Genomic DNA, 25,666 nt, shown 5'->3' with positions numbered 1-25,666 from the left:
ACATGAGTTTTTTAATCATTGACAATGTAACGTACAGTTACGGAGGGGAAAAAACAATTATCAATGATACGTCATGGAAGATCAAAAAAGGGGAATTTCACAGTTTATTAGGTAGAAGTGGCTGTGGAAAAACAACTTTATTAAAAATAGCTTCAGGTCTCCTACACCCTGACAAGGGAGCTGTTTACTTAGAAAATGAGAAGGTGTTAAAACCATCTACCAAAATTGGTTTTGTTTTTCAGTCTCCAACACTGTTGGAATGGAAGACAGTAATCGATAATGTTCTTTTACCGATTACGTTAAAGAGAAAACCGAATAAGGAAGAGCGGGAACGTGCTAGGACATTGTTAAAAATGATGAAGCTAAATGACTATGATCAGCACTATCCAACTGAACTATCTGGTGGACAGCAAAGTAGAGTAGCGATTGCACGTGCTTTGATTCATCATCCGTCCATGTTATTTTTAGACGAGCCCTTCGCAGCACTAGATGCTATAACCAGGGAAGAGCTGCAGGATGATTTATTAACTCTTTGTGATCATGAAAAAATGACCGTGTTATTTATTACCCATGATATATCAGAGGCTGTGTATTTATCAGATCGGGTTGCAGTTATGAAAGCAGGGGAAATTACTTATGATTTAAACGTGTTACTTACAAAGCCACGTCGTGCTGCTGATCGATATAGTTTATCCTTTAATGAGCATTGCTTGAAGGTAAGGGATGCCATGACTGGAGGAAGAGTATGAAACATTATCGCCTTTATTCCTTTCTTCTATTCATTTTATTAATAACTGGATGGGAGTTTGTTGCAAGTTCAATGTCAGAGCTTGTCTTGCCTGCTCCTTCAGTTGTGCTAACGATCCTATGGAACGGATTAGTGTCAGGCTATTTTTTACCACATATATACCGCACAGCTGCAGAGGTTGTTCTAGGATTATTCTTCGGGAGTTTATTTGGGTTACTAGCTGGAATTGTCATGGGGGAGATTGAGATAGTAAGACGAATTCTCCTTCCCTATGTGATTGCTAGTCAGGCCGTTCCAAAGCTTGCGTTAGCTCCTTTGTTTATCCTATGGTTTGGGTTTGGTATGACATCTAAAGTGGTCATTACAGCCCTTATCTGCTTTTTTCCATTATTGGAAAATACGATCACGTCTATTCAACAGACCGATGCAAATAAAAAGGAATTATTTCGTGTTTTAAACGCAACAAGATGGCAAACATTAGTTCATCTTAAACTTCCTGCCGGTCTGCCGGGAATTTTGGCAGGTTTTCGTGTAGCTGTTGTCCTGGCAGTTGTTGGAGCTGTTATTGGTGAGTTTATTGGTGGAAGTGAAGGTTTAGGTGCGATGATTATTGCGTCACAGGGAATGATGGATACACCACTTATGTTCGCCATCCTAATATTACTTACTGCCTTAGGGATGGTTCTATATGAGGCTGTTCGCTTACTAGAAAAATGGCTGTTAAAGCCTATACATAAGGAGAGAAAAAAATGAAATCAGTACGTACGTTTTTATTCGTCTTATTCATCACTTTATTAACAGCATGTAATCAAGGATCTACTGACACAAACCAAGAGGAGCCAAAGGAAAAGGAAGAAGCCTTAGAAGAAATACGTGTTGCAAGCTGGAGTAAACCGATTACCGAACAAACCAATTTACTGGTTGAGGAAGAAAAGGGATTTTTTAAAGAACAGGGTTTGAATATGACGTTTATTCCTGGTGCAGGTGGCGGCGATGCGATTAAAAATATCCTTTCTGGACAAGCTGATATTGCTTTTACAGACCCAGGCTCATTATTCTTTGCCTTAGATAAAGGTGAAAAACTAAGAGTGATTTATAATATCTACCCACAGAATGTTTTCAATATTGTATCGTTAAAGGAAAAAAACATGACAAAGCCTGAAGATTTAAAGGGTAAAACGATCGGTGTTTATAGCCTTTCAAGTGGAACGAGACAAAATTTACTGGTGCTATTACATGAGGCTGGTTTGACGGAAAAGGATGTAGAGATTGTTGAAACAGGTATTTTAAATTTTGCTCCGTTAATGCAAGGACAGGTTGATGCTACAGCTGCAACTGATACCGGGTTATTTACTGGTAAACAAAAAGGTCTTGGTGAAGTGAATGTCATGGAGGTTAAGAACTATCTAAACTTTCCTAGTGATGTTTTTGTCGTAACAGAGGAAACCTATCAAGAGAAAAAAGAGCTTTTAGAAAAATTCTTAGTCGGTTATCAAAATAGTGCAGAATGGATGATTAATAATCCTGATGAGGCTGCATCTTTAGCAGTTACCTACGCAATAGATGGTAAAGACCAAGCGAATAATGTAGAAATTATAAAAATACGAAATGCTTCAAGTGTTTCACCGACTACAGATGAAAAAGGATTAGGTTCACTTGACATTGATGTCCTACAAAAGGCTGCCGATACGTATCAAAGATTAGGTTTAGTTAGAAATAAACTTAATATGAACGAAATTATAACGGAAGAACTTATTCCGAAAGACTAACAGGAGATAAAGGATGAAATTTCAAAACAAAGTTGTACTTGTCACCGGATCAAGCCGTGGAATTGGTGCCTCTCTTGCACAAGGCTTTGCTAGAGAAGGAGCGACTGTAGTTGTTAATTATCTAGCCAATCAAAAGGCTGCCCAAGCCGTTGTTTCATCTTGTATAGAGCTTGGTGGTGATTCATGGGCCATTCAAGCAGATGTAACCAAGGAGCAAGCGGTGAAGGATATGGTAGATGAAATTCTTTTAGAAACAGGTAAAATTGATGTGGTTGTAAATAATGCATTTAAGCCATATGAATTTAACCCTGATCAGAGGAAATTGGCGTGGCAATTAAGCTGGGAAGATTATCAAGAGCAAATGGATGGCACGCTTCGCTCCACCCACTACGTATGCCAGGCCGTCATTCCAACCATGAAAAAACAAGTAAAAGGTAGTATCATCAATATGGTAAGCAACTTGGTCGAACGCCCTATTGTTCCATACCCGGATTATACAACAGCTAAATCAGCGCTTGTTGGCTATAGTAGAAATTTAGCTGCGGAATTGGGTTCTTTTGGAATAAGAGTGAATTGCGTTGCTCCAGGACTAGTCTACCCAACAGATGCAAGTCGTGACACAAAAGAGGAAGTAAAGGAAATGATTATTTCACAGACACCATTAAGAAGGCTTGCATCACCAAGTGATATTGAAGGACCAGTTTTATTTTTAGCATCAGATTGGAGCACATTTATGACAGGGCAGACCTTATATGTAGACGGCGGCCTTGTCATGAAATAACTTCATAGAAGGGATCAAGAGCAGATGGATAAAATACAATTAGTACAGACATAGAAAAAGGTAGAGAAGTAAACCCACTTGTACACAATATACGGGAAAACAACATATGTTGTACCCAATGGCCATCCAATTCTAACAAAAGTAACAGGAACGGGTTGCTTACTAAGCTCAATCATAGGCGCCTTTACAGCAGTGGAACAGAATGTTTGTCTTGTACCTTCCTAGGCAATAAAGCTTTTATAGTGGATATAGTAAATAGTTAAGAAAGAGGCTAATTAGACCGTTGTTATAAGCGGTATCTGAAAGGCCTCTTTTTGCATTGGTTTTTATGATTGTTGGTATGTAATAGATCAGTCAGGCTTCAATTTCCACCATAGAGATTTTTAATTAGTAGGCTGTGTTAATGGATATTGTTGATTTTAGAACCTGTTGATTGGAGCGGAAGGTGCTTGACTCCTGCGGGATGTACGAGCTACGTGAGACCCCGCAGGTGCGAAGCTGTAATAGGCTCACGGGCGAGCCCGCGGAAAGCATAGCACCTGGAGTGCATATCAACAGTCTATTTTAACACAGCCAATTAGTAAAAAAGACCAAGTGGAATAACGGGGTTACATTTTTATGTAAGGACCCCCATAATAAAAGGTGAACATTAAAACAAAAAAAGCCAATTTCGTTAGGATTTTATATATCTCAAGGACAAAAATGGTGAGATTCAGAATAAATTTAATTAAAAAGGCAAAAAAGTTGTTTACTTATCAGACAAGTCGATGGTAATATTCTAATATAAATTTTTATTATTTCAAAGCAATCATTATTTATTGATGGAGGGGTTTTATGAAAAGGTACAGTTCACTTTCAGAAAGGTTTAAGAAAGAATACAAGATTTATATTGTAGCTTTTCTAATTCTGTTGCTTGCAGATTCCATTGGTTCATTCGTAATACCGCTTGGTCCTGGTATGGTGTACATTTTCCCTATTTTTTATGGGATTATTATAGGCTTGATTTTAGGCCCTGATATTTTAGGATTCTTTAAGAAGGAAGAGGTAAAAGCAGCATCCCCTTTAGTTTTAGTGGCTATTGCTCCATTTATCGTTAAACTCGGAATTCTTGGAGGAGGAAATATTCCGAAACTTCTTGAGGTTGGACCAGCCTTATTACTTCAGGAGCTGGGAAACATTGCTACCGTGTTCATTGCTTTGCCATTGGCGCTACTTCTTGGCTTAAAAAGGGAAGCTGTAGGTGCTGCACACTCCATTGATCGGGAAACAAATCTAGGCTTAATAAGCAATCTGTACGGTCCTTCTTCACCTGAAATGAGAGGCACGTTATCAGTCTATATTATCGGCGGCTTAATTGGAACAATCTACATGGGCTTTTTGGCTACTTTATTGGCATCAACAGGTTTATTCCATCCGTATGCGTTAGGAATGGCATCAGGTGTAGGTTCAGGAATCATGATGGCATCTGCTACAGCTAGCTTGGCTCATATGTACCCGTCATTTGCAGAAGAAATCTTAATGCTCGGTGGAGCCAGTGATATGCTGACAGGATTAACCGGTATCTACGCTGCGTTATTCATTGCTCTGCCTCTTGCAAACAAACTATATAGCATATTGGAACCAAAAATAGGAAGAGCTAGAAAGTCTAAAACACAAATTGCTGACAATGAAGAGAGGGAAATAGTATGAGACTTAAGGAATGGGTTTTTTTATTAGTTTTCGTTGCAATTGCCATGATCTCTTCTAATCTAATAGGGTACGATGTATCTGTTTCTGATTCTTTGAGTGGAGTGCTAATTTTATGCGGAATTGCACTAATCGCTGTATTGTTATCAAAGGTCATTCCTTTGAAACTGCCAATTATCCTTTTTTGTTCCTTATTAGGTTTATTATTCGCTTCGCCTATCTCGCCTGTAGGAGATGTGGTCATGGAATCAACAAGTAAAATTGAATTTAAGGCTCCTCTTACTATTGTAGGAGCATTAGCTGGGATTTCAATAGGAGCTAGTTTTCATGAATTTAGAAAACAAGGCTGGAAAATGATTGTTATTGCTTTGGTTGTAATAACAAGTACCTACGCAGGTTCTTTAATGATTTCACAACTCGTTCTGAAACTCACAAATGCGATTTAACAGAAGTTTGTATAAATAATAACTAGAGGTTGGATAAAATGAAAAAATTAACCAAAAGTGATTTGATGATCAAAGACTGTTCCATCCTAACGGCTGATTTTGAAATAAAAGATAATCAATCGATTGTGATTAAAGACAATACTATTCTAGCAGTTGATCATACCTCTGTTATTGTTGAAAGCTATCAATCTACATCAACAATCGATGGTAAAGGGAAGCTGTACATGCCTGGTTTTGTCGATGCACATATGCATACATGTCAGCAATTATTAAAAGGAAGAATTGCTGACGAATATCCAATGATTTGGACTCGCATTATGGTTCCGTTTGAAAGCAACTTAAGAGAAAAGGATGTTCTTATAAGTGGACAATTAAGCTGCCTGGATATGATTAAGTCCGGAACAACCGCCTTTGTTGATGCTGGTGGCACTTTTATGCATAAAGTAGCGGAAGCGGCGATACAATCCGGATTAAGAGCCACCATTACATGTTCAACGATGAATACAGGGAATCAAATTCCCGAAAGCATGAAATCGACAGAAGAGGAATTACTAAAGAGGAATGTTACATTATTTGATGAGTTTCATGGTTTAGGAGATGGAAGACTAAACATTTGGTTTTCTCTTCGTTCAATCATTTCCTGTACCCCAAGCTTAATTACAAAAGTATTTGAAAAAGCAAAAGAACTGAATACTGGTGTTCAAGCACATATGAATGAATATCCGAATGAAATTAGCTTTTGTTTGGAGAATTTCCAGAAAAGGCCTTTTGAATATCTGGAATCATTAGGTGTCCTGAATTCAAATTTCCTAAGTGCACATAGTATATTACTTTCAGAAAATGAGATGGACATCATAAAGAATTACAATGTGAAGGTTGCTCACTGTCCTATCAGTAATGCGGGGAAAGGAATCCCCAAGACCCCAAGCTTATTGCAAAAAGGGATTACTGTCGGGATTGGGACAGATGGCGCTGCACACTCAGGGTTAAGCATGTTGGATGAAATAAAAACATTCAAATCCTTGATGAGGGCTTTTTGGGGAACCCCGATTTTCGATCCAATGGTCATGCCTGCAAAGAAATTATTGGAATTAGCTACATTAGGGGGCGCCAAGGCCATGTTGCAGGAAGATCATGTCGGTACTTTGGAAGTAGGAAAAAAGGCAGATTTAATCGGTATTAGTATCGATCATCCACATATTCAACCAACACAGAATTTGGTAAATAGTTTAGTAGAATCGGTCAATAGTACGGACGTATCCGATATGATTGTAAATGGAAAAGTCATCATGAAAAATCGGGAAGTACTTACCCTGGACGAAGAAAAAATTATGTTTGAAAGTAAATTGGCTATGAAAAGCATGTCACTTAGAGCTGGAATTTAGAAAGCGTGATATCCCCTAAATAATATAGGTGCAATAAGAATAGAAGTGAGGGTTAACATGCTGACATATTTATTTGTAATTATCTTATTTTCTAACCTTTTTGTAGGTGTACTACTAGGAATCTCCAGTATTGGGGGATTCCTTCTTCCATTGATTTTTGTAGGTTTTTTAGAATTGCCATTAAGAGATTCACTTGCTTTAAGTTTCTTTTCCTTTGCTGTTGCTGGATTGATAGGCGCTTATTATTATTGGAAATCGGGGAACATGGATGTAAAGCTTGCTATGTATCTAAGTATTGGCAGTATACCCGGAGCTCTTATAGGAGTGAAGCTGAATGTATTAATTCCTGATCATACAGCCAAACTCCTGCTTTATTTATTTGTCTTGATATCAGGAGTATCTCTGTTTTTAAAAAGTAAAAAGGGCAATCAAAACGTATCTGCAGAATCACAAAAATCCAAACTATTGGAAAGTAAAGCTTCTATCTTACTCATTGGACTGATTTCAGCTACGATCTGCTCGTTAACGGGAGCTGGCGGTCCTATACTATTGGTACCGTTGCTATCTAATTTAGGAATTAGTATTCGAGTGGCAGTGGGGGTCTGTTTATTGAATTCTGTCGTAATAGCCATCCCCTCTGTATTTGGCTATTCTCAATATTCGAATATGGGGAATTTCTCGCTATTATTAGTCGCTAGTGTAGCTGGACAAATAATTGGAACGGTAACAGGCTCATTCTTGTCAAATAAAGTTAAATTAAATCACTTAAGTATTTCCATTGCTTCGCTAACAGTGATATCATCAACTTATATGATTATCATGCTATTCATCTAGTAGTATGGATTGTTTTAGTTTATCAAAGTAAGGATGGTAAAAATTGTCTCTTCGAAATATTCCTAAGGTTCATAAACAAACAGCTGTTAAACAAGCGATTGAATATTTAAAAAAATATATATTAGAATCGAATAATCCAGAACAAAACAAACTACCCTCAGAAGCTCATTTGGCCGCGGAGCTCGGAATTAGCAGATTAACGGTCAGGGAAGCCCTTACCGTCCTTGAAAATGAAGGGTTTATTACAAGAAGTCAGGGAAGTAGCAGTACGATTACAACTTTTGCAAGAAAGCTTACTGAGAAAATTGACCATGCCGGAGAACTCAAGAAGTTTATAAAAGATTGTGGCTACGAAGTATTGGTAGATCGGATTACTTATTCCTGGGAAAAGTCTACAAAAGAACAAGCAGAAGCTTTAAACATAAACCCTGGGGATGAATTACTTGTTGTAAAAAAACGGTTTTGTGCAGACACTAAACCAGCTGTTTACTGCATTAACAGAATCCCGAGAATCTACATGAACAAAAAAACATTTTCTAATAAAGAGATAGGTGAAGACATCTTTTCCTTCACTGAAGGAAACAATAATTTCCACTTTAGTAATGATCTAATGGAACTTATCCCAAGTGTAGCAAATGCTGAAATTGGAGAAATGCTAGATTTAGAAATAAACACTCCTTTATTACGAATGGATATCACAAAATATACAGACAAAGGGATTCCAGTCATGTTTAACACAGAATATTATGTACATGAGTTGATAAAATTCACTGCAAGTAGAACAATTACTCATTATTAATATCAGCCTGTTACTAGGGTCAGTCCCCCACACCGGTAGTGCTTTAAACCGGTGGGGGACTGCCCCTTTTTCACTTCGTTATTTATTGGTTGACACACCGGAGTCGAAGAGTCCAAAAACATGTATCCAGTTCTATGCTGAAGAAGCCTTCCTAAGGAATAGTGAACTAGTAAAAAGCGGCAGCTTAACCTTGGAATATGAACAAGGAAATATAAGAGATTCGTATGGGTGGCTTAGCCTCTTAATGGAACGCTTAGGAAGCGAGATGTTGAAAGTCAACGTTAAACCAGAGATCGAAATATTTGATGCTGGGATGCTCTATAATGCCCTTCACTATGTGAAAAAGGGTACTATTAAAGAACCTATGAATGTTCAATTTGTCCTAGGTGCACCTGGCGGAATGGCTGCTACTGTGAAAATTTAGTCTTTCTAAAAGGATTACTCCCAAAAAATACAACATGGAGTGCATTTGGAGTCGGTAAAATGAGTGTCCCTATTATGATGACAACTTTAGCAAGGGTAAATTCGGGTCAGTCCCCCGGGACTGTAAAGTTTTACTGAAGTGGGGGACTGACCCCAATGTCTCCATTACATTTTGCACTAATGAGTGATTTAATGAAGCCAATTATGAAGGAAATTTCTATGAGATATTTTTTTGAATTTGGGTTTTAGAAAATCAATCTGCTTTTTATAAGTTGAATAATCCTATACCCGATACTAATATAACAAATAGTAAATTTCTTTCATTGGTGAATATTTTCTAGGAATAATATATAAGGTTAATTTTAAAATAGGAAAAAGAAAAATCTAGAAATCTTCTTGACAAACCTGAAACAATGCAATTAAAATTTTTATATAATTTAGAATATTTGTTACCCCAGATAGATTACACTTACCTCTAAGAAGACATCTTCATAAATAAACATTAAATTTCACCAACATAAATCTTTTTATGTAATGAAAAATTTCTTGTTAGAGTATATAACAAGAAAGAATACAAGGGGATAATCTTTTAATAAGATGAGTATAGGTTTAGATTTAAGGACATTTAAAGACATTTCCGTAAGAGGAAAGTAAGAGTGTCAAAACTATTCATAATTCAAAACAATGTTGTTAAACTTGCAATCCAATCGATTACAATATTTAAAATTTTTGTATTTTAGGACATTTAAGGACATTTCCAAAAGTGGAGTTGATATAGATGGAAATTAGAGTCGGGTTTATTGGAATTGAGGAGCTACATCCTATTATTAGTAAATTGGAAAAAGAATTTAAAAATATTAATATTCAATACTACTTCTACAAAAACGAAATGGATTCGGTCACTATTTGTAAACGAGCTGAGAAGGAAAATGATGTGCTTTTGTTTGGTGGTCCAGTCCCATACAAAATGGCAAAAAAACAACACTCTATCAATGTACCATGCGGGTATATTTCTTATGATGGTGCTTCTTTATATCGCGGGCTGTTAGAGGCGACACAAAAAACAAGTAAGCCAAATAACCGTCTTAGTTTTGACACAATTTTGGAAGAATCAGTCGCTAAAACATATGAATTTCTTGGTATTGAAGAAAAGTACTTTATATCTAATCCCGATGAAACGGATTCAAAAAATCTTGTTGGATTTCACTTAGAAAAGTATAAAAAAGAACAAACTGATTGTGCTGTTACTTGCTTAAGGTCAGCATACCATGAACTAAAAGAATTGGAAGTACCAGTTGTATTGGTTCTTGCACCTGAATCATCTATTCGCGAAGGAATTCAAAAATTAATATTAGCTTATCAATCCCTGCAGTTCCGAAAATCACAAATAGTTGTAGGTAGATTGGAAATTGTTCCAACCGAAAGTGGAGAAGAGTACTTCACCAACCAACAGAAATACTTAGAAATAAACCAAAGGCTGGTCACCTTAGCTCAGAAATTACATGCTGCCATTTTTAACTTGAATCAATTTAACTATGTCTTTTATACAACATTGGGAGTGCTAGAAAAGCAAAGTAATTCGCTATTCTATGAGTGTGCATCTATAATTCGGAATATTATGAAATGTAAAACCTTTGTTGGGTTAGGAGTTGGCGAAACAGCCTTAATTGCAAATCGCCGGACCTCTATTGCTTTACAGTACGCAAAAGAACATGGTGAAGACAGCTGTTATCTTACGATTGATGATCATAGAGTGATTAATTTGCTGAATGGAAATCACAATCAAGAGAAATACCGTTCAGGACAAGAAATGATAAGAAGCATCGCAGAAAAATATCAACTATCGATGATTGTATTAGAAAGAATTTATGATTCTATGAAAAAGATCGAAAAAACAACGGTTACAGCTGAGGAGTTAGCTGTAGAAATTGGGCAGACAACTAGGAATGTAAGGAGAACCCTAAATGAATTGGTTGCCAAAAAGTTAGCGAAAGTAGTTGCGGAAGAACAAATTGCCCACCGAGGTAGACCCAAAATTGTCTATGAAATTACGTTCATCAATAGTGATGAACGTGTCCTTATCGATAAAGGTGAGGGTTAAAACTTAATTCAAATGTCTAGTAAATGGGAGGTAGAGGATGAGTATTATTTTACTTCATGGAAGTGTTGAAACCAGTACGGAGAAACAGTACTTGGAAGGTTTGAAGAATGCAGCTATGAAAGGGTATGAATACTTATTCGAAACAAACGATCGCTTACTGGCTGTTGAAAGAGCAGTAAATGAATTGGAAGATAATCCTCTTTATAATGCAGGATATGGTTCTGTCCTAAACCGGGATGGCCGTGTTGAGAATGATGGTTCTATTATGGATGGGGTAACAGGCAGATTTGCAGCAGTGGCATCTATGAGAGATATCAGATACGCCATTTCAGTTGCCAAAAAAGTAATGGAAAATACAAAACATGTCTTTTTAGCTGGTGACGGGGCAACTATTTTCGCGAGAGAGCAAGGATTCAAAGACGATAATTGTGTAACAAAAGAGCAATTATCTTCCTGGCAAATAGCTAGGATGTTGTCATTACAAGGGAAAGAACTTGAGTTTAGTGCCTATACAGGATTAAAAAAGGAAACGGATACCGTTGGATGTGTTCTCCTTGATGATGAAGGTCATTTAGCGGCTGGATCTTCTACAGGCGGTTCGTTTTTTAAACAGCCTGGAAGAGTGGGGGATACCCCTTTTATTGGGGGAGGAATCTATGCATCTAAAAACTGTGCTGTAGTCTGTACTGGCAGAGGAGAAGCATTTATACAAACACTTACGGCTAAGTTTATTGATGATCAAATAAGTGCTGGAGGAACGCCGAAAGAGGTAGGAGAAGAAGCGATTTACAGGCTCCATCATTTAACAGGTGAAACGGGTGGTGTCATTATTCTTAATCGATATGGTCATTATGCTGCTGTTCATAACTGTTCTAGTTTCCCAGCGGCTATTTCAATAGATGGTAGAACGCAAGATTTAGAGGTTCATAAAGTAAACTAGGAGTTTTGCTTTTTGTCCTTGACTACAAGATTAAGGAGGTGATTTATAAAAGGTTGATTAGCAAGAAAAGAAGATAAAATTAAAAAAGGTGGGATTCTAGTGAGTGATAAGAAAATTGTAACCAATACTGAAGAAGATTTGGCCAAAAAGTACAATCAACCGAAAAATGTTGAACAGTATGGAATTGAACAAATTCCAGAAAAAGAGAAGAATGTTAAATGGTATGATCTTTTCTTAATTATTGTTAACTTTTTAATGAATCCGGCCATGATCCTAATCGGAGGCTCAGCTGTTGCAGCCGGATTATCCTTTTGGGCAGCTGTAACGGCCGTAGTTGCAGGGGTAGCTGTTGCTTACATTGGTTATATCATTATGGCTACACTAGGTGTCGACCATGGTGTTCCTGGTGCTGTTGCATCCAGGATGACATTCGGATTTATCGGATCCCGTTTTACTACCTCATTAGTGCGATTAATTTCTTCCATTTATTGGTTTGCTTTCCAAACGATTGCAGGTGCCGCAGCAATCGTGGTTATCTTTAATAAACTCTTCAACGCAGAATTAACTATTATCCCTGTTTGTTTATTCTTCGCTATTTTCCAAGTCCTTGTTGCAACTGTTGGTTATCAATGGCTAAAAGGATTGTCTCGTATTGCATTCCCTCTTAAAGTGATCGGTTTTATCTTTATTATTTATGCTTTCATGAACCATAGTGATCCAAACTTTGCACCAGCAAATGTTTTTAGCTATGAAGGAACTGTTGGTTGGCAATGGGGTGTATTTATTGTTTGGTTGAACAGTTTAGTTGCTGTTTGGATGTCAATGATTACAGATGCAGCTGACTTCTGCCGCTACTCGCGTACACGACTCGACATGTGGATTGGAACCATGCTTGCAGCTATTATTGGTACTTTTACTTCTGCTTTTATCGGTGCATACTCTGCCGCAGCCACATTAGGGCAAGTTCCGAATGGTTTAGAGGGTGCAGCGAATATTGTAGCAGGTTCAGCTGGTCTTCTATTACTGTTGGTAGTTGTAATTTTAGATAACTGGACGATTAATGTATCAAACTTGTATACAGGTGCCTTGTGTGTAACCAATATGATTCCAAAACTTGGCCGTTTTTGGGCAACATTAGGTGTTTCAGTTATCGGGGTGGCATTATCTTTATTCCCAGGAATGCTTGATAAATTCCTTGGAACGATGGATTATTCAGGAACGTTATTTGCCTCAATCGGTGCCGTGTTAATCACAGATTACGTCTTTATTAAAAAAGGTAAATTAATTGTAGAACAATTATATATCCGGGACGGGATTTATAGATTTACCAAAGGGTGGAATATCCCTGCAGTGGTTTGGTCATTAATAGGTTTTGTGATTTATAATCTGACCCCGCCTGCATTTTTCCAAAGCGCGGTTTGTATGATTGTAACGGGTATTGGTTATTACTTAACCCAATCACTAACAGGCAGAATTGAAGCAGAAAGACAAATTTACTTAAAGCATAGTGCATAGCGAATAAAGGGGTTTTTAATGATGAGATTAGATCGGAAAATATCGATTATTACCGGAGCAGGTTCTGGAATTGGAAAAGCAACGGCCGAACGCTTTGCTGCTGAAGGAGCAGTGGTTGTTCTAGTAGATATTAATGAAGAAGCTATCAAAAGTCTTTCCGAAGAACTAAACAGAGTGAGTCAAAGAGAAATGGCTTATCCGATTCGCTGTGATGTCTCCAATGCAGTTGAAGTGAAACAGATGGTAGAGGAAACATTCAAGCAATATGGCCGAATCGATATCTTATTCAACAATGCCGGCATCGAATATAAGGCGAAGCTGGCAGAGATTGATGATCATGATTGGCAGAGGGTCATGGATGTGAACTTAAATAGTGTATTTTACTGTTCAAAACATGTCCTTCCAGTGATGGAAAAACAGAATGAAGGTGTAATTATTAATACTGCATCACAACTAGGTATTGTTGGGTCCCCTAAGTGGGGGGCCTACAATGCAACAAAAGCGGGGATCATTAACCTTACAAGGAATATGGCCATTGACTATGCAGCGAGTAATATTCGTGTAAATGCGATTGGCCCGGGGCCTATTGACACAGCTTTGACAAAGCGGTTAGAGGAAAACCTTTCTGGAGAAGAACGAGAGGAATTTTACAAAGAGATATATGCCAGGGTTCCGATGAAACGCTTAGGCAGGGCAGGAGAAATTGCCTCTTGTGTTTTATTTTTGGCATCGGATGAGTCGTCATATGTGACAGGGGCCCATCTTGTAGTTGATGGCGGATTTACCGCAATTTAATAAAAAGGAGCAGCAAAATGATAATAGATTCCCATACACATGCAGATGAATTTGAACCATTTGGATGGTTTGACCCGCCTGAAAAACTAATCGATTTGATGGATGAAGCGAAAATTGAGAAATCCGTGATCATGACGTATTGTGATGCACCTGTTTTGAAAGAGGATGGCATTAAGTATATTGCAGAAGCTGTAAAAAAGTTCCCTGACCGTTTAATCGGTTATGCCAGACTTCATCCACAATTAAAGGGCAAGGCGATTGCGATGCTGGAAGAAGCAGTGCTGGATTTAAATTTTAAAGGGTTAAAGCTTCATCCAGAAAGTTTAACGACCCATCCCTATCATGACGCGATGATCGCCATTATTAAAAAAGCGGGTGAATTAAATATTCCAACTTTATTCCATTGTGGTGATGATTCGATGAGTCTACCGCTTCAAATTGCAAGAACAGCAGAGCGGTGTCCAGATTCAAAAATCATCTTGGGCCACATGGGTGGAATTTTCCATGTAGATGATGCAATCAAGATGGCAGAAAAATATGAAAATCTGTATCTAGAAACCTCTGCCATGCCATACCCGAATAAAATCAGAGAAGCCGTCAATCGGATTGGTGCGGAAAGGGTTGTATTTGCGAGTGACGGCCCCCCGGCTAATCCGGAGTTAGAGCTTAGAAAATTGTCTCACGCCAATTTAACGGATAGAGAACACAAATTACTAACAGGTGAGAGCATTTTTCAGTTATTAGAACGTGCAAAGACTAGATAGAAAGGAGAATATGATGGTAATTGATGCATTTGTCCAAGTTGGTAAATCCATTCATGGCTATGAATTATCCCCAGAAGAATTAGTAGAGAATATGGATCAATATGGAATTGACTCTTCTGTTGTTTGCCCGGTACAGCCTTATACGTATCATCTGGAACCTGAAAATGATTACATCGCCCAATTGGCAGCAAAAAATAATCGCTTTATTGGGTTTTGCCGGGTTGATCCGCGCCAACGGGAAAAAGCGGTTCTTGAAGTAGACCGTTCGATTAATGAATTGAAATTAAGGGGTGTCTTTTTACATCCATGGGAAGAAGGATACAGAATTAATGCTAACTTTGTCGTACCGGTTTTAGAAAAAGCACAGCAATTGAATGTTCCGGTTATGATTGCTAGCGGGTATCCATGGTTTTCACACGCTCTTCAAGTAGTAGATGTGGCAAAGCGGGTCCCTAATGTAAAAATCATAATGACACATGGTGCGACGCTTAATATTAGCGGCTTCGCCATAGCGGATGCCTTTCTTGCATTAAGTGAACATGAAAATTTATTTGTTGAAATATCTGGTGTATATCGTCAGGATTATGTTGCGGACATCATTGAAAAGTTAGGGGTCCACCGCGTCCTATTCGGCAGTAATTCCCCAAATATGCATCAAGGCTTTGAACTTGACCGTGCGAAGAACTATACAAGGAAAAATCCTGAACATCAGCAGCTTGTTCTAGGTGGTAATCTTGAAAAATTACTACAGACAAAGAGTACTAGCGTATGATTGATATTGACCAACTTATCGAATGGCGGAGACATTTCCACCAGCATCCTGAAATTTCAAATGAAGAGATACATACATCACAAACCGTGGCGAAACTATTAGCTAGTTTTGGTTTGGATGTGAAAACAAATGTCGGCGGGTATGGTGTTATTGCGATTTTAAAAGGTGAAAAGCCAGGAAAAACCATCGCACTACGGGCTGACATGGATGCATTGCCTATTCATGATGACAAAACAGTCCTTTACCGGTCAACAATACCTGGTAAAATGCACGCCTGCGGACATGATGGCCATATGTCTATGCTGTTGGGGGCCGCTCAATATTTATCTGAACACCGACATCTCATCAAGGGGGAAGTCCGGTTTATTTTTCAACCTGCTGAAGAAGTTATGCCCGGCGGCGCCATTCGAATGATAGAAGAAGGCTGTCTCGAAGGGGTAGATTACATTTACGGGCAGCATCTATGGAGCGGCTTGCCTTCGGGTACGATTGCCATAAGTGAAGGACCTGTTATGGGTTCCTCCGATTTTTTCAATCTTACAATAGAAGGCAAAGGCGGTCATGCCGCTACTCCAGAGCTGACCATTGACCCCATTACGGTTTCTGCTCAGGTAATAACTCAATTACAAATGATTGTCAGCCGACGAATTTCTCCAATGGCACCTTGTGTTTTAACGATTGGGTCCATTCATGCAGGAAGTACGAACAACGTGATACCAGAGTATGTCGAACTGAAAGGGACGGTTCGATGCTTGGAAAACCAGCTGCGTGAAGAAGTTCGAAGCTTGATGGATCAAACGATTGCTGGAATCTGTAATAGTTTTGGTGCAAAATATAAATTTGAATATACTATGGGGTGTCCACCAGTTGTTAATCATACAGCTGCTACGAGGATGATGAAAGAAGCTGCTAGAAGAGTGGTAGATGATAAAGAACTTATCGAAAAAGAGCCATTTATGGTGGGGGAAGATTTTTCACATTATTTAATGAAGGTTCCAGGCTGCTTTGCCTTTGTTGGCAGTGGAAAAGTGGAAAAGAATTCTGCTTATTCTCATCATACATCACTTTTTGATATGGATGAAGATGTGTTAGAAATAGGGGCTAAACTATTGATTGAGGTTGTCCTGGAGCACAGCAAATAGGAAAGGGGGGTGACATTTGTTATTTGAGAATAAAGTTGTCATTATAACAGGTGCAGGTTCAGGAATTGGTAAAGAAACAGCAGCTGCCTTTGCAGCTGAGGGTGCAAAGATTGTAATAGCTGAGTTCAATGAAGTAAGCGGGAAAAAGACGGAACAAGAATTACAAGAAAAAGGTGCAGAGGCATTGTTTATTCAAACGGATGTTTCTTCATCTGAAAGCGTTCTAAGATTAATAGACATGGTGGAAAGAGAATACGGTTCTATTGACGTACTTGTTAATAATGCCGGTATTGAGTATTTTACTAGTATCGAGGAAACAACAGAAGAACAGTGGGACCGGACCTTTGATGTGAATGCTAAAGGAACTTTTCTTGGTATTAAATACGTCCTTCCTATCATGAAAATACAAGGCAAGGGCAGTATAGTTAATGTTTCATCAGTTGCAGGTATTGCAGCCTGGCCTGGATTGGGAGTTTATTCTGCATCCAAAGGCGGGGTTGTCCTTTTAACAAAGGCAGCTGCTGCCGAATATGGTAAATATGGCATAAGAGTAAACTGTGTCTGCCCAGGGTCTGTAAGAACACCTTTACTCGAAAAAGAGTTTTTTGGAAAGGTAGAAAATCCTGAATTGGCTGAAAAGGAACTGCTGAAGGGAAACCCATTAAAGAAATTTGCACATCCGAAAGAAATTGCCGAAACGATATTGTTTTTAGCGAGTGATAAGGCATCTTTTGTAACAGGTCACGCTTTAGTTGCAGATGCGGGAATCTCATCGTTTGTTGGGGATTTATTGTAATGAAAATATAAATACATTAAAAGTAAGCCGGTTGAGATAGTTTTCTAACCGGCTTTTTTAATGGGATTCAATGCTGTTTTCCTGGATATTACTAACAATCCCTGCAGAATAAAAGCTTGAAGTATAGTTGGATAGAACATTATTCGAAATATGTAGCGATCATATCAATCAGAATTTCGTGATACCAAGGTTTTTAACGGTAAATATTATTAATCTCGATTAGAAAACATTTGTTTGAAAACTAAAGCAATACGGAAGGAACAAAACTAAAGTGCCAGGCACTTGTTTCCCGGCACTGTAAAGTTTTACTGAAGTGGGGGACTGACCCCAATGTCTGGTTATTCTTTGTTTTAATTAATGGGGTTACACACATAGTCTTTATATCTTTTTGAACAATAAAAATTTATGGTTAGTCGAAAAGAAAAAAGTAAATTATAATGAAAAAATGAATGTACTAGAATATGGAGGAAAACCAAATGAAATTTCCAAATGATGCTGATGGAGATGCTTTACAAAGTCTATATAAAGATGGATTAGATTTTAAAAAACAACAATCAGTGGACTTTTTTGTAGCCGTGCCTGATAAAGCAACAGGTGAAGAATTATCGCAAGTACTAAAAAAAGAAGGATTCAATTGTTTCTTAGAACAAGACGACGAAACTGAAGAGTGGGCATGTTGTTGCACTAAGAGAATGTTATTAAATTATAATGAATTAATACAAATACAGAATAAATTACATAACTTAAGTAAACCACATGGTGGTTATTCTGATGGTTGGGGCGTTTATGTGGAATAAACTGATTGAGGGTGCAAATCCTTCTCTTCATCCATATGCCTATTGTTGTTAATTAAGTAATGTAAGGAGGATGTGTAAAGGTGAAGTATTATATGGTGGATGTGTTTGCTGAGAACAAATATGAGGGTAATCAATTAGCTGTATTTATTCCAGATAGAAAAATGGAAACGACCGAAATGCAGAAAATTGCTCGAGAAATGAACTTTTCGGAAACAACCTTTATTTTGTCTGACTTGCAGGATAATGGAGGGTATGATGTTAAGATTTTTTCACCTGATTCTGAATTACCCTTTGCGGGACATCCTACCCTCGGAACAGCCTATGTTATCAAGAACTTATTAGGCCGTTCAGAAAGTAGTCAAATTAAACTTAATCTATCAGCTGGGCAAATACCAGTTGTTTTTGAAGATCATTATGCCTGGATGACCCAAAACCAACCTGAATTTGGCGCTGATGTGGAGATTGAAAGAATTGTAGCTATACTACAAATTAATCGAGAAGATATCAAGACTGATTTTCCGATACAAGAGGTATCAACCGGATTACCAAGTGTTATTGTCCATTTGAATTCATTGGATGCCGTTCATCGTTGTAAAATTAATCATATTGCCTATGAGAAACTTTTAAAGGATATTGGAGAAGTAAATCTACTTGTTTTTACAACTGAAACTGCCAGCCCTGAAAACGATCTTAACGTAAGAGTGTTTATGTGTAATACAGGGTATTTAGAGGACCCGGCAACAGGGAGCGCGAATGGGAATTTAGCAGGTTATCTATTAAAACATAACTTTTTCCATTCTAATGATATAGGCTATCGTGTCGAACAAGGGGCTTTTATTGGCAGACCATCGTTACTTAAGATACATGCGAAAAAGTCCGATGACCACTATCTTATCCAAGTCGGCGGTCAAGTCATTACAGTTTCAGAGGGTAAGTGGTATTAAGAATCAAGTGAAGGGATCTAATCTATGCAACCATTGCCACAAACACAACCGGTAAAGAAATACATACCACTTTCATTTTTTGTTATTTTTCTTGGATATCTGGTTTTTGGATTATCTGAGAATATCAAGGGACCAGCGATTCCACAAATGCAAATCGATTATGGGATTGATGAGCTGCAGGTTGGTTTTCTATTAGCGATTAATTCGATTGGTTTTTTAATTGCGTGCAGCTTTACGAGTGCTTTTTCATCAAAAGTCGGAATTAAGCTTACGAGTCTTTTAGCCTTAGGAATGATGGCAATATCTGGTGTTTTCATTTATCTTTCTAGTAATTTCGCGATTTTTTCCGTTTCTTATTTCATTATGTATCTAGGGAATGGGATGTTAGAAATTGCGTTGGCCATTTTAGCTGCAAGAATCTTTACAAAAAACACTGGCTTTATGATGAACCTGTCTCATTTCTTTTATGGACTTAGTTCGACGGCTGCCCCTTTGATGGCGGCGGGGCTAATGGGCATGACGTTTGTCGGGGGCCGTGAACTAGGCTGGCAGGGAATGTATCTTTTTATGCTTTCCTTATGTATCATTCCCATGATCCCAGCATTTTTCAGTACACTTCCAGTTGATCAAACAACCACTCATGAGCGCCTGCCTATTAAGATGTTTTTAAAGGATCGGGTCGCTTGGTTCATTATTATTATTCTATCGTTTGGGGTTATCGTAGAGCTTTCGATCGCTGGCTGGTTAGTTAACTTTCTACAGAGATCTTTTCATTGGAGTGGAGCGGCGGCGTCTGGTATGCTATCCATCTTTTTTCTCTGTTTTATGGTGGGAAGGTTACTTCTAGGATTTGTAACCGATAAAATAGGATTTATGATTTCTATCATAGTCTTTTCCGGTCTTGCGGGGATTTCCACCATTTTGGCCACATTATTCGGACCATCCGGGGTTTGGTTATATGCAGTCGCTGGATTTGGAATTGCACCCGTTTATCCAACTGTCATGGCGCTTCTTGCTAAAAGGTATCCCAATGGAATTGATGCTGCCATTACCGTTACCGTAACGATTATGGGGATTGTGGTAGTCATCAGCAACTTATTCTTAGGCGCGCTGATTGAATTTTTTAAAAGATGGTTTACCAGTTTACTAGGAACCGAAATGGGCTTAATGAGAGGATTTCAAGCAGGATTTATCTTCATTGGCGTCTGTGGGGTATTATGTTCTGTTTTTAGTATTCTTTTATATCGGTATTTGAAAGAGAGAAATGAAGTGATGTAAGCGCATAAAAGAGCATCAAATTGGGAGATCGAACAGAGGAAGAGTGGATTAATCACAACTTGTTTCTCCACGAAAAGCTTAAGGAAACTCACATAAATCACATAAGAGAACGCTGTTGATTATGATTTCAACAGCGTTTTTAATGCTCATAGTCAGTTGAATTGCAATCTGTTTATATTTTCTTTAGGAACGCCAGCTTCTATATAACTTCTAACTAATTTCCAATTGGGGAAATCGACGGCTCTCTTGCTTCCATTAGATGTGTAGTAGACTTTATACTGCGCAGCAAAGACTTTTATATTTGCTTGACTTTGTGAAAGAATGTACTAACGCTAACGGGGAAGGATTGCTACAGAACAGACTTTATAGGAAGTAACTAAATAAATAGTAAAATAGAAATTAGTAAGTTATAGATATTTAGGGGGAAAGCAATTGAATAATGAATTGCAAAATGTACAAAAAGTAGAGGGAGAAATAATTAAACATTACGACATAAAAAGTGCAAATAAAGTAACATACTTAGGAAAAGTGATAATGTAACATATTGTATTGAGACTGTTGATAGAAAAAAATATTTACTTAAACTTCATGCGGAAGCAAATTCGAAAAGAGTTATTGAATCTGAATTATTATGGCTTGAATCATTAGAAGCGAACACTAACTTAAAAGTTCAGAGTCCAGTAAGAAATATAAATTCTTGATTGATTTTTTAACTGGTGAGGAAGTTTATATTGCGGAAACACCAATTAAATTAGGTAAGGGAAAGTCGAAACATAAACATTTTGTAAACAAACTACAAAAAATACATTTAACTTTATTAGACCTAAAGAAGGTGTTCCACAATTTAAGCATTGAAGAAAATGTTGAATTAGACGTGGGGGATAGTGATTTAGATAAAATATACTTTGGGATGGATCAATTAATTAGGATGTTTTTGTATAAGGAATATGAAATCCTAAAGGTTAAAGAGCCCGATAAGTTATTGAAAGTGCGAAAAAAAGAGGAAAACCCACGAATGGTAATCCTCTCTATTGCTATTAAGTTGTAGGACAACCGAAGAAGGTCAGGGCAGGTTGTAGTTCACCAACTTCTATTATGGCAGCGAAATCGCCAACAGAGAAGGCACTAAGAGTATCACTTAAAGGAGATGGGCTGTCAATAAATTGAACAAAAAATAGTCTTGGAGTGAGCTCGCCAGTTACTAGTCCCATGCCCGTGATGGAAACAGTGCATTCTCCTTGAATAATTTCACAACTGATTGTTGTAAAAGTTGTTGAAGTAAATGCAAAAGATCTATTATCAACAATATTAGGGTCGACAAATGATGCGGTAAACGTAGATAGTTCTGGTCTATCTGCACAGATATTTGCTGTAAGAGTCAGTGCTCCGCGCCTAGTCATACCATCAGGAAATCCTATAAGGATATCAGGATCGACGGCAATAGGATTCGTACGCACACCGCATGAACAAGCTAGTCCCATAATTTCACCTCCTTTACTATGTCGTTAATACTATCTTATTAAGAGGTGGTCGAGCCCGTTCGTGTAATCGATTATTATTTCGTAAAAGTAGAAAGGTCAACACTGTCCATTATGAATGTATTAGATGTGATAATAAGTGAAATAAATAACGTCGTATTACGATAATATTGTGAAGAAACGCACTTAAACTAAAGGGTGCGATTCTTTACTAACGAAGGATCGCCTTTTTCCTTATTGAAGTAACGTAAGCAGGTTAGTTGAGGAAGGAGTTGTCCTTTTTTAAAGAGAAAATACTATTTGTAAACTAAGGAGGTAAAGCTTAATGTCAAATTTATTGAATGCATCAATTAATGGAGACTGGGATATGGTTATATCGTTAATAGGAGTTTGCGATAAATTAGATTTAACTGATGAAGAAGAAGGAAGAACTTCATTAATGTATGCTGTTATTGATAAAAAGGATGATATTGTTAAGTTGCTTTTGGGAAAATATTCCAGTGTAAATTCACAAGATGACAAGGGATATACAGCATTACATTATGCCTCACAAAATTACTCTTTAGATAAGGGAAGAATTCAAAGATTTCAATAAACAAGCACTTACTAAAATCCATAAAATGAAAACTGATATTTAATTTTTATAGAAACACTTCTTAAACTGTTTCTTCTTAAACGTGGGCTTATGTTTTAGAACAATAAAAAAATACTTTTGCTGCGCAGTACAAATATACTTGGAATTATAACTGGGAAGAAAAAGGCGATTAAATATAAAGTAATCGTCTTTTATATTTTAACGAAACCTAGTAACACCGGTAGTGCTTTAAACCGGTGGGGGACTGACCCTTTTCTTTATCGTCTCAGTACAATTGGAAAATATGGCATACCAATAAAACCATCAGAAACATACAAACGACTGTATAAAAACCAATTCAAGACCTATGAAATTAAAGGAATACATTTAGCACCCATTGCAGACATCAAGCATTTTGTTAATTTAAACTACAAACAACATGTCTGTAACTATACTTCATATGGTCGGGAAACGTTATACAAAACACTAGACCCTCTCATTTCCTATGAAATAGCTAAATTAACGAAAGCATATCACGAAGGAATAACCGTAGAATATTTTGATTATCGCATCTCCAAATACTCGATGCAAAAAGGAAAATGTGCAATCACCCAACAGTTCTTACGTGCTGATGACATGCATTGTCACCATAAATTACCGAAATTCTTAGGTGGAAATGATGCGTTTGATAATCTCGTCATCATTGATCCCTTCGTTCACAAACTGATACATGCCACCAAAATAGAGACGATAATGAAATATTTACAAATCCTTCATTTGGATGGAAAACAAATGAAGAAAGTAACCCAATTTCGTAAAGTATGTAAGTTAGAACCGATTCTACTGGATTAAAAAGAAGATGGAACGCCGTGTAAGGGGAAACCTTCACGCACGGTGTGGGACGGGGGAAAAGATGGAGATAACATCAAAGTCTTACCTATCGTTATAAATAAGATGATTATTAGGTGACTTTGTGAATCAATGTACTTAAGCTAACGGAAGAATAGTTAAAGAAGGATTTTTCAAACTAGTGTTGAATTATTACTATATGATTAGTTGGAGATGATTAGTATTGTTTGCCTTTTTATTCGATTTCTTAGGTGCTTTTACTTATGGAAGTAATACAAGTTTAGATACAAGAAAAATAGACAAAAACATTGAACTATTAAAACAGCAAGATTGGTTTAAAAGGATTTATGAAGACGAAAAATATCATAGATTATTTTTCACAAATAGAACCATAAGAGTATATTTACAAAGCACTTATCGAGTAAAAAGAATTGTTCGTAATGAGCTGGCTCAAGAGAAGTTGTTGAATTTACTCGATAAACACTCAAGAAAGTAGTTACTTCTTTTATTGAGCTAACTAGGTGCCGGTGGGGGACTGACCCTTTTCAATTTTGTCAATAGAATGTTGTGACCATTAGATGCGTATTAGAAACATATAGCGACGAAAAGGGAGTAGGAGTTTTAGGGAGTTGTCCGAAAAAAGAGGAAAATCCGCTAAGGGTAATCCTCCTTAATGCTATTAAGTTGCAGGGCAGCCGAAAAAGGTCAGGTCAGGTTCGAGGTTTCCACCTTCTACAAAACGAGTAAAGTCAAATATAGGGAAGTTCCCTATCTGATTATTAATTGAAAGACTAAGCATAAATTCTCTTGGTATTGTCTCACCTACTACGAGTCCCATTCCACCTATAATGACTAACTCACAAAATCCTTGACCAAAATCAAAACATCCAACAAATGCAATAGCTGTTGAAGTAAATGTAAAACTTCTATTTGGAGTCAGACCGCTTTCATCAACAAATATTGCGGTAACTGTGGATGTTTCTACTATCTTGACAGACATTAACAGAAAAAGTAATTTGTCCAGACCTATCAGTGGAATCTTCAAAGAAAAATAGTCTGATATCACCTGTAGTAATTGGATTCGTACGAACTCCGCATGAACACCTTATTCCCATCGTGTCACCTCCTATACACTGTCGTTAATACTATCTTATTAAGAGGTGGTCGAGCCCGTTCGTGTTATCGATTATTATTCCGTAAAAGTAGAAAGGTCAACACTGTCCATTATGAATGTACTAGATGTGATAATAAGTGAAATAAATAACGTCGTATTACGAAACATTACGAAACATTACGAAACATTACGAAACATTACGAAACATTACGAAACATATTGTGAAGAAACGCACTTAAACTAAAGGGTGCGATTCTTTACTAACGAAGGATCGCCTTTTCCTTATTGAAGTAACGTAAGCAGGTTAGTTGAGGAAGGAGTTGTCCTTTTTTAAAGAGAAAATACTATGATATGGTTATATCGTTAATAGGAGTTTGCGATAAAATAGATTTAACTGATGAAGAAGAAGGAAGAACTTCATTAATGTATGCTGTTATTGATAAAAAGGATGATATTGTTAAGTTGCTTTTGGGAAAATACTCCAGTGTAAATTCACAAGTTGACAAGGGATATACAGCATTACATTATGCCTCACAAAATTACTCTTTAGATAAGGGAAGAATTCAAAGATTTCAATAAACAAGCACTTACTAAAATCCATAAAATGAAAACTGATATTTAATTTTTATAGAAACACTTCTTAAACTGTTTCTTCTTAAACGTGGGCTTATGTTTTAGAACAATAAAAAAATACTTTTGCTGCGCAGTACAAATATACTTGGAATTATAACYGGGAAGAAAGAGGCGATTACATATAAAGTAATCGTCTTTTATATTTTAACGAAACCTAGTAACACCGGTAGTGCTTTAAACCGGTGGGGGACTGACCCTTTTCTTTAAAATGAAAGATTTGATCAAAAAAAGCGGGATGGTCTCGGAGTAACGGGTTCGGTTTTGAGGTACAAAAACACAATTAACTGTGTAATTAGCAACCGA

The 25,666-nt window shown here is 37.3% G+C and carries 28 protein-coding genes and 1 pseudogene; 27 read left to right on the top strand and 2 right to left on the bottom strand.

Translation table 11 applies throughout. From position 1 onward, the window contains the following. The first annotated feature begins 2 nt into the window (after positions 1-2). The 23 genes and pseudogenes from BTR25_RS21955 (at position 3) to BTR25_RS21845 (ending at position 21,763) form a co-directional block, all read left to right on the top strand. Complete coding sequence (locus tag BTR25_RS21955) at positions 3-749, top strand: ABC transporter ATP-binding protein (protein WP_075690157.1); 747 nt, start codon at positions 3-5, stop codon at positions 747-749. Then, positions 746-1,501 carry an ABC transporter permease gene (locus BTR25_RS21950; protein WP_075690156.1) on the top strand — a complete coding sequence of 252 codons (756 nt, stop codon included), beginning with the start codon at positions 746-748 and terminating at the stop codon, positions 1,499-1,501. The genes BTR25_RS21955 and BTR25_RS21950 overlap by 4 nt, the downstream gene beginning before the upstream one ends. Beyond that, a complete protein-coding gene (locus BTR25_RS21945; protein ID WP_075690155.1) occupies positions 1,498-2,517 on the top strand; it encodes an ABC transporter substrate-binding protein in 1,020 nt (339 codons plus the stop codon). The genes BTR25_RS21950 and BTR25_RS21945 overlap by 4 nt, the downstream gene beginning before the upstream one ends. Before the next feature lie 13 nt (positions 2,518-2,530). Beyond that, the gene (locus BTR25_RS21940; RefSeq protein ID WP_075690154.1) at positions 2,531-3,298 is read left to right on the top strand and encodes an SDR family oxidoreductase; all 768 of its coding nucleotides are present in this window, start codon (positions 2,531-2,533) and stop codon (positions 3,296-3,298) included. Between the two features lie 93 nt (positions 3,299-3,391). Then, positions 3,392-3,505, top strand: a pseudogene (locus BTR25_RS21935) (hydroxyethylthiazole kinase); the annotation flags it as partial. Between the two features lie 627 nt (positions 3,506-4,132). Further along, positions 4,133-4,987, top strand: a complete 855-nt coding sequence (locus BTR25_RS21930; RefSeq protein WP_075690153.1) for a DUF3100 domain-containing protein — start codon at positions 4,133-4,135, stop codon at positions 4,985-4,987. Beyond that, positions 4,984-5,430, top strand: coding sequence for a hypothetical protein (locus BTR25_RS21925; RefSeq protein ID WP_075690152.1), 447 nt, complete (start codon positions 4,984-4,986; stop codon positions 5,428-5,430). The genes BTR25_RS21930 and BTR25_RS21925 overlap by 4 nt, the downstream gene beginning before the upstream one ends. Positions 5,431-5,468: 38 nt before the next feature. Next, positions 5,469-6,815: an amidohydrolase family protein gene (locus BTR25_RS21920; RefSeq protein WP_075690151.1), complete on the top strand. Its 1,347-nt coding sequence runs from the start codon at positions 5,469-5,471 to the stop codon at positions 6,813-6,815. 57 nt (positions 6,816-6,872) lie between these two features. Continuing rightward, complete coding sequence (locus BTR25_RS21915) at positions 6,873-7,649, top strand: sulfite exporter TauE/SafE family protein (protein ID WP_075690150.1); 777 nt, start codon at positions 6,873-6,875, stop codon at positions 7,647-7,649. A 43-nt stretch (positions 7,650-7,692) separates the two neighbouring features. Continuing rightward, the gene (locus tag BTR25_RS21910; protein WP_075690149.1) at positions 7,693-8,448 is read left to right on the top strand and encodes a GntR family transcriptional regulator; all 756 of its coding nucleotides are present in this window, start codon (positions 7,693-7,695) and stop codon (positions 8,446-8,448) included. 244 nt (positions 8,449-8,692) lie between these two features. Next, positions 8,693-8,872 (top strand): 3-keto-5-aminohexanoate cleavage protein, encoded by a 180-nt coding sequence (locus BTR25_RS28275; RefSeq protein ID WP_254842774.1) that lies wholly within the window; start codon positions 8,693-8,695, stop codon positions 8,870-8,872. A gap of 777 nt (positions 8,873-9,649) precedes the next feature. Continuing rightward, positions 9,650-10,972 (top strand): helix-turn-helix domain-containing protein, encoded by a 1,323-nt coding sequence (locus BTR25_RS21900; protein WP_075690148.1) that lies wholly within the window; start codon positions 9,650-9,652, stop codon positions 10,970-10,972. 37 nt (positions 10,973-11,009) lie between these two features. Continuing rightward, positions 11,010-11,912 carry an isoaspartyl peptidase/L-asparaginase family protein gene (locus tag BTR25_RS21895; RefSeq protein ID WP_075690147.1) on the top strand — a complete coding sequence of 301 codons (903 nt, stop codon included), beginning with the start codon at positions 11,010-11,012 and terminating at the stop codon, positions 11,910-11,912. A gap of 99 nt (positions 11,913-12,011) precedes the next feature. Further along, positions 12,012-13,427, top strand: a complete 1,416-nt coding sequence (locus tag BTR25_RS21890) for a purine-cytosine permease family protein (RefSeq protein WP_075690146.1) — start codon at positions 12,012-12,014, stop codon at positions 13,425-13,427. An 18-nt stretch (positions 13,428-13,445) separates the two neighbouring features. Continuing rightward, positions 13,446-14,222, top strand: a complete 777-nt coding sequence (gene budC, locus BTR25_RS21885; protein ID WP_083652512.1) for a meso-2,3-butanediol dehydrogenase — start codon at positions 13,446-13,448, stop codon at positions 14,220-14,222. Between the two features lie 17 nt (positions 14,223-14,239). Further along, a complete protein-coding gene (locus tag BTR25_RS21880) occupies positions 14,240-14,986 on the top strand; it encodes an amidohydrolase family protein (RefSeq protein WP_075690144.1) in 747 nt (248 codons plus the stop codon). 10 nt (positions 14,987-14,996) lie between these two features. Next, a complete protein-coding gene (locus BTR25_RS21875) occupies positions 14,997-15,758 on the top strand; it encodes an amidohydrolase family protein (protein WP_083652511.1) in 762 nt (253 codons plus the stop codon). Continuing rightward, positions 15,755-16,900, top strand: coding sequence for a M20 metallopeptidase family protein (locus BTR25_RS21870; RefSeq protein ID WP_075690142.1), 1,146 nt, complete (start codon positions 15,755-15,757; stop codon positions 16,898-16,900). The genes BTR25_RS21875 and BTR25_RS21870 overlap by 4 nt, the downstream gene beginning before the upstream one ends. 16 nt (positions 16,901-16,916) lie before the next feature. After that, positions 16,917-17,696, top strand: coding sequence for an SDR family NAD(P)-dependent oxidoreductase (locus BTR25_RS21865; RefSeq protein WP_075690141.1), 780 nt, complete (start codon positions 16,917-16,919; stop codon positions 17,694-17,696). Positions 17,697-18,172: 476 nt separating this feature from the next. Next, positions 18,173-18,493, top strand: a complete 321-nt coding sequence (locus BTR25_RS21860) for a ribonuclease E inhibitor RraB (protein ID WP_254842773.1) — start codon at positions 18,173-18,175, stop codon at positions 18,491-18,493. Between the two features lie 80 nt (positions 18,494-18,573). Then, positions 18,574-19,437, top strand: a complete 864-nt coding sequence (locus BTR25_RS21855; RefSeq protein ID WP_083652510.1) for a PhzF family phenazine biosynthesis protein — start codon at positions 18,574-18,576, stop codon at positions 19,435-19,437. Between the two features lie 24 nt (positions 19,438-19,461). Beyond that, entirely contained in the window at positions 19,462-20,715 is a 1,254-nt protein-coding gene (locus BTR25_RS21850; RefSeq protein WP_075690139.1) for an MFS transporter, read from the top strand. Between the two features lie 697 nt (positions 20,716-21,412). Continuing rightward, positions 21,413-21,763, top strand: a complete 351-nt coding sequence (locus tag BTR25_RS21845) for a hypothetical protein (protein ID WP_075690138.1) — start codon at positions 21,413-21,415, stop codon at positions 21,761-21,763. Here BTR25_RS21845 and BTR25_RS21840 read toward each other — a convergent pair. Continuing rightward, entirely contained in the window at positions 21,753-22,115 is a 363-nt protein-coding gene (locus BTR25_RS21840; RefSeq protein ID WP_139311307.1) for a hypothetical protein, read from the bottom strand. The genes BTR25_RS21845 and BTR25_RS21840 overlap by 11 nt on opposite strands. A 403-nt stretch (positions 22,116-22,518) precedes the next feature. On the opposite strand from BTR25_RS21840, the gene BTR25_RS21835 reads away from it, so the two are divergent. The 3 genes from BTR25_RS21835 (at position 22,519) to BTR25_RS21820 (ending at position 24,112) form a co-directional block, all read left to right on the top strand. Beyond that, complete coding sequence (locus BTR25_RS21835) at positions 22,519-22,788, top strand: ankyrin repeat domain-containing protein (protein ID WP_075690136.1); 270 nt, start codon at positions 22,519-22,521, stop codon at positions 22,786-22,788. A gap of 117 nt (positions 22,789-22,905) precedes the next feature. Continuing rightward, the gene (locus tag BTR25_RS21830) at positions 22,906-23,619 is read left to right on the top strand and encodes an HNH endonuclease signature motif containing protein (RefSeq protein ID WP_075690135.1); all 714 of its coding nucleotides are present in this window, start codon (positions 22,906-22,908) and stop codon (positions 23,617-23,619) included. 220 nt (positions 23,620-23,839) lie between these two features. Further along, a complete protein-coding gene (locus tag BTR25_RS21820) occupies positions 23,840-24,112 on the top strand; it encodes a hypothetical protein (RefSeq protein WP_075690134.1) in 273 nt (90 codons plus the stop codon). A 183-nt stretch (positions 24,113-24,295) separates the two neighbouring features. On the opposite strand, the gene BTR25_RS21815 is transcribed toward BTR25_RS21820, so the two are convergent. Beyond that, complete coding sequence (locus BTR25_RS21815) at positions 24,296-24,661, bottom strand: hypothetical protein (RefSeq protein WP_075690133.1); 366 nt, start codon at positions 24,659-24,661, stop codon at positions 24,296-24,298. A 420-nt stretch (positions 24,662-25,081) separates the two neighbouring features. Between BTR25_RS21815 and BTR25_RS21810 the strand changes: the two genes are divergently transcribed. Next, positions 25,082-25,309, top strand: coding sequence for an ankyrin repeat domain-containing protein (locus BTR25_RS21810; RefSeq protein WP_075690132.1), 228 nt, complete (start codon positions 25,082-25,084; stop codon positions 25,307-25,309). Positions 25,310-25,666: the final 357 nt, after the last annotated feature.

The sequence above is a fragment of the Bacillus sp. MRMR6 genome (assembly GCF_001940785.1).
Classification (GTDB): domain Bacteria; phylum Bacillota; class Bacilli; order Bacillales; family Cytobacillaceae; genus Neobacillus.
This window is presented reverse-complemented; position numbering and strand designations above follow the sequence as displayed.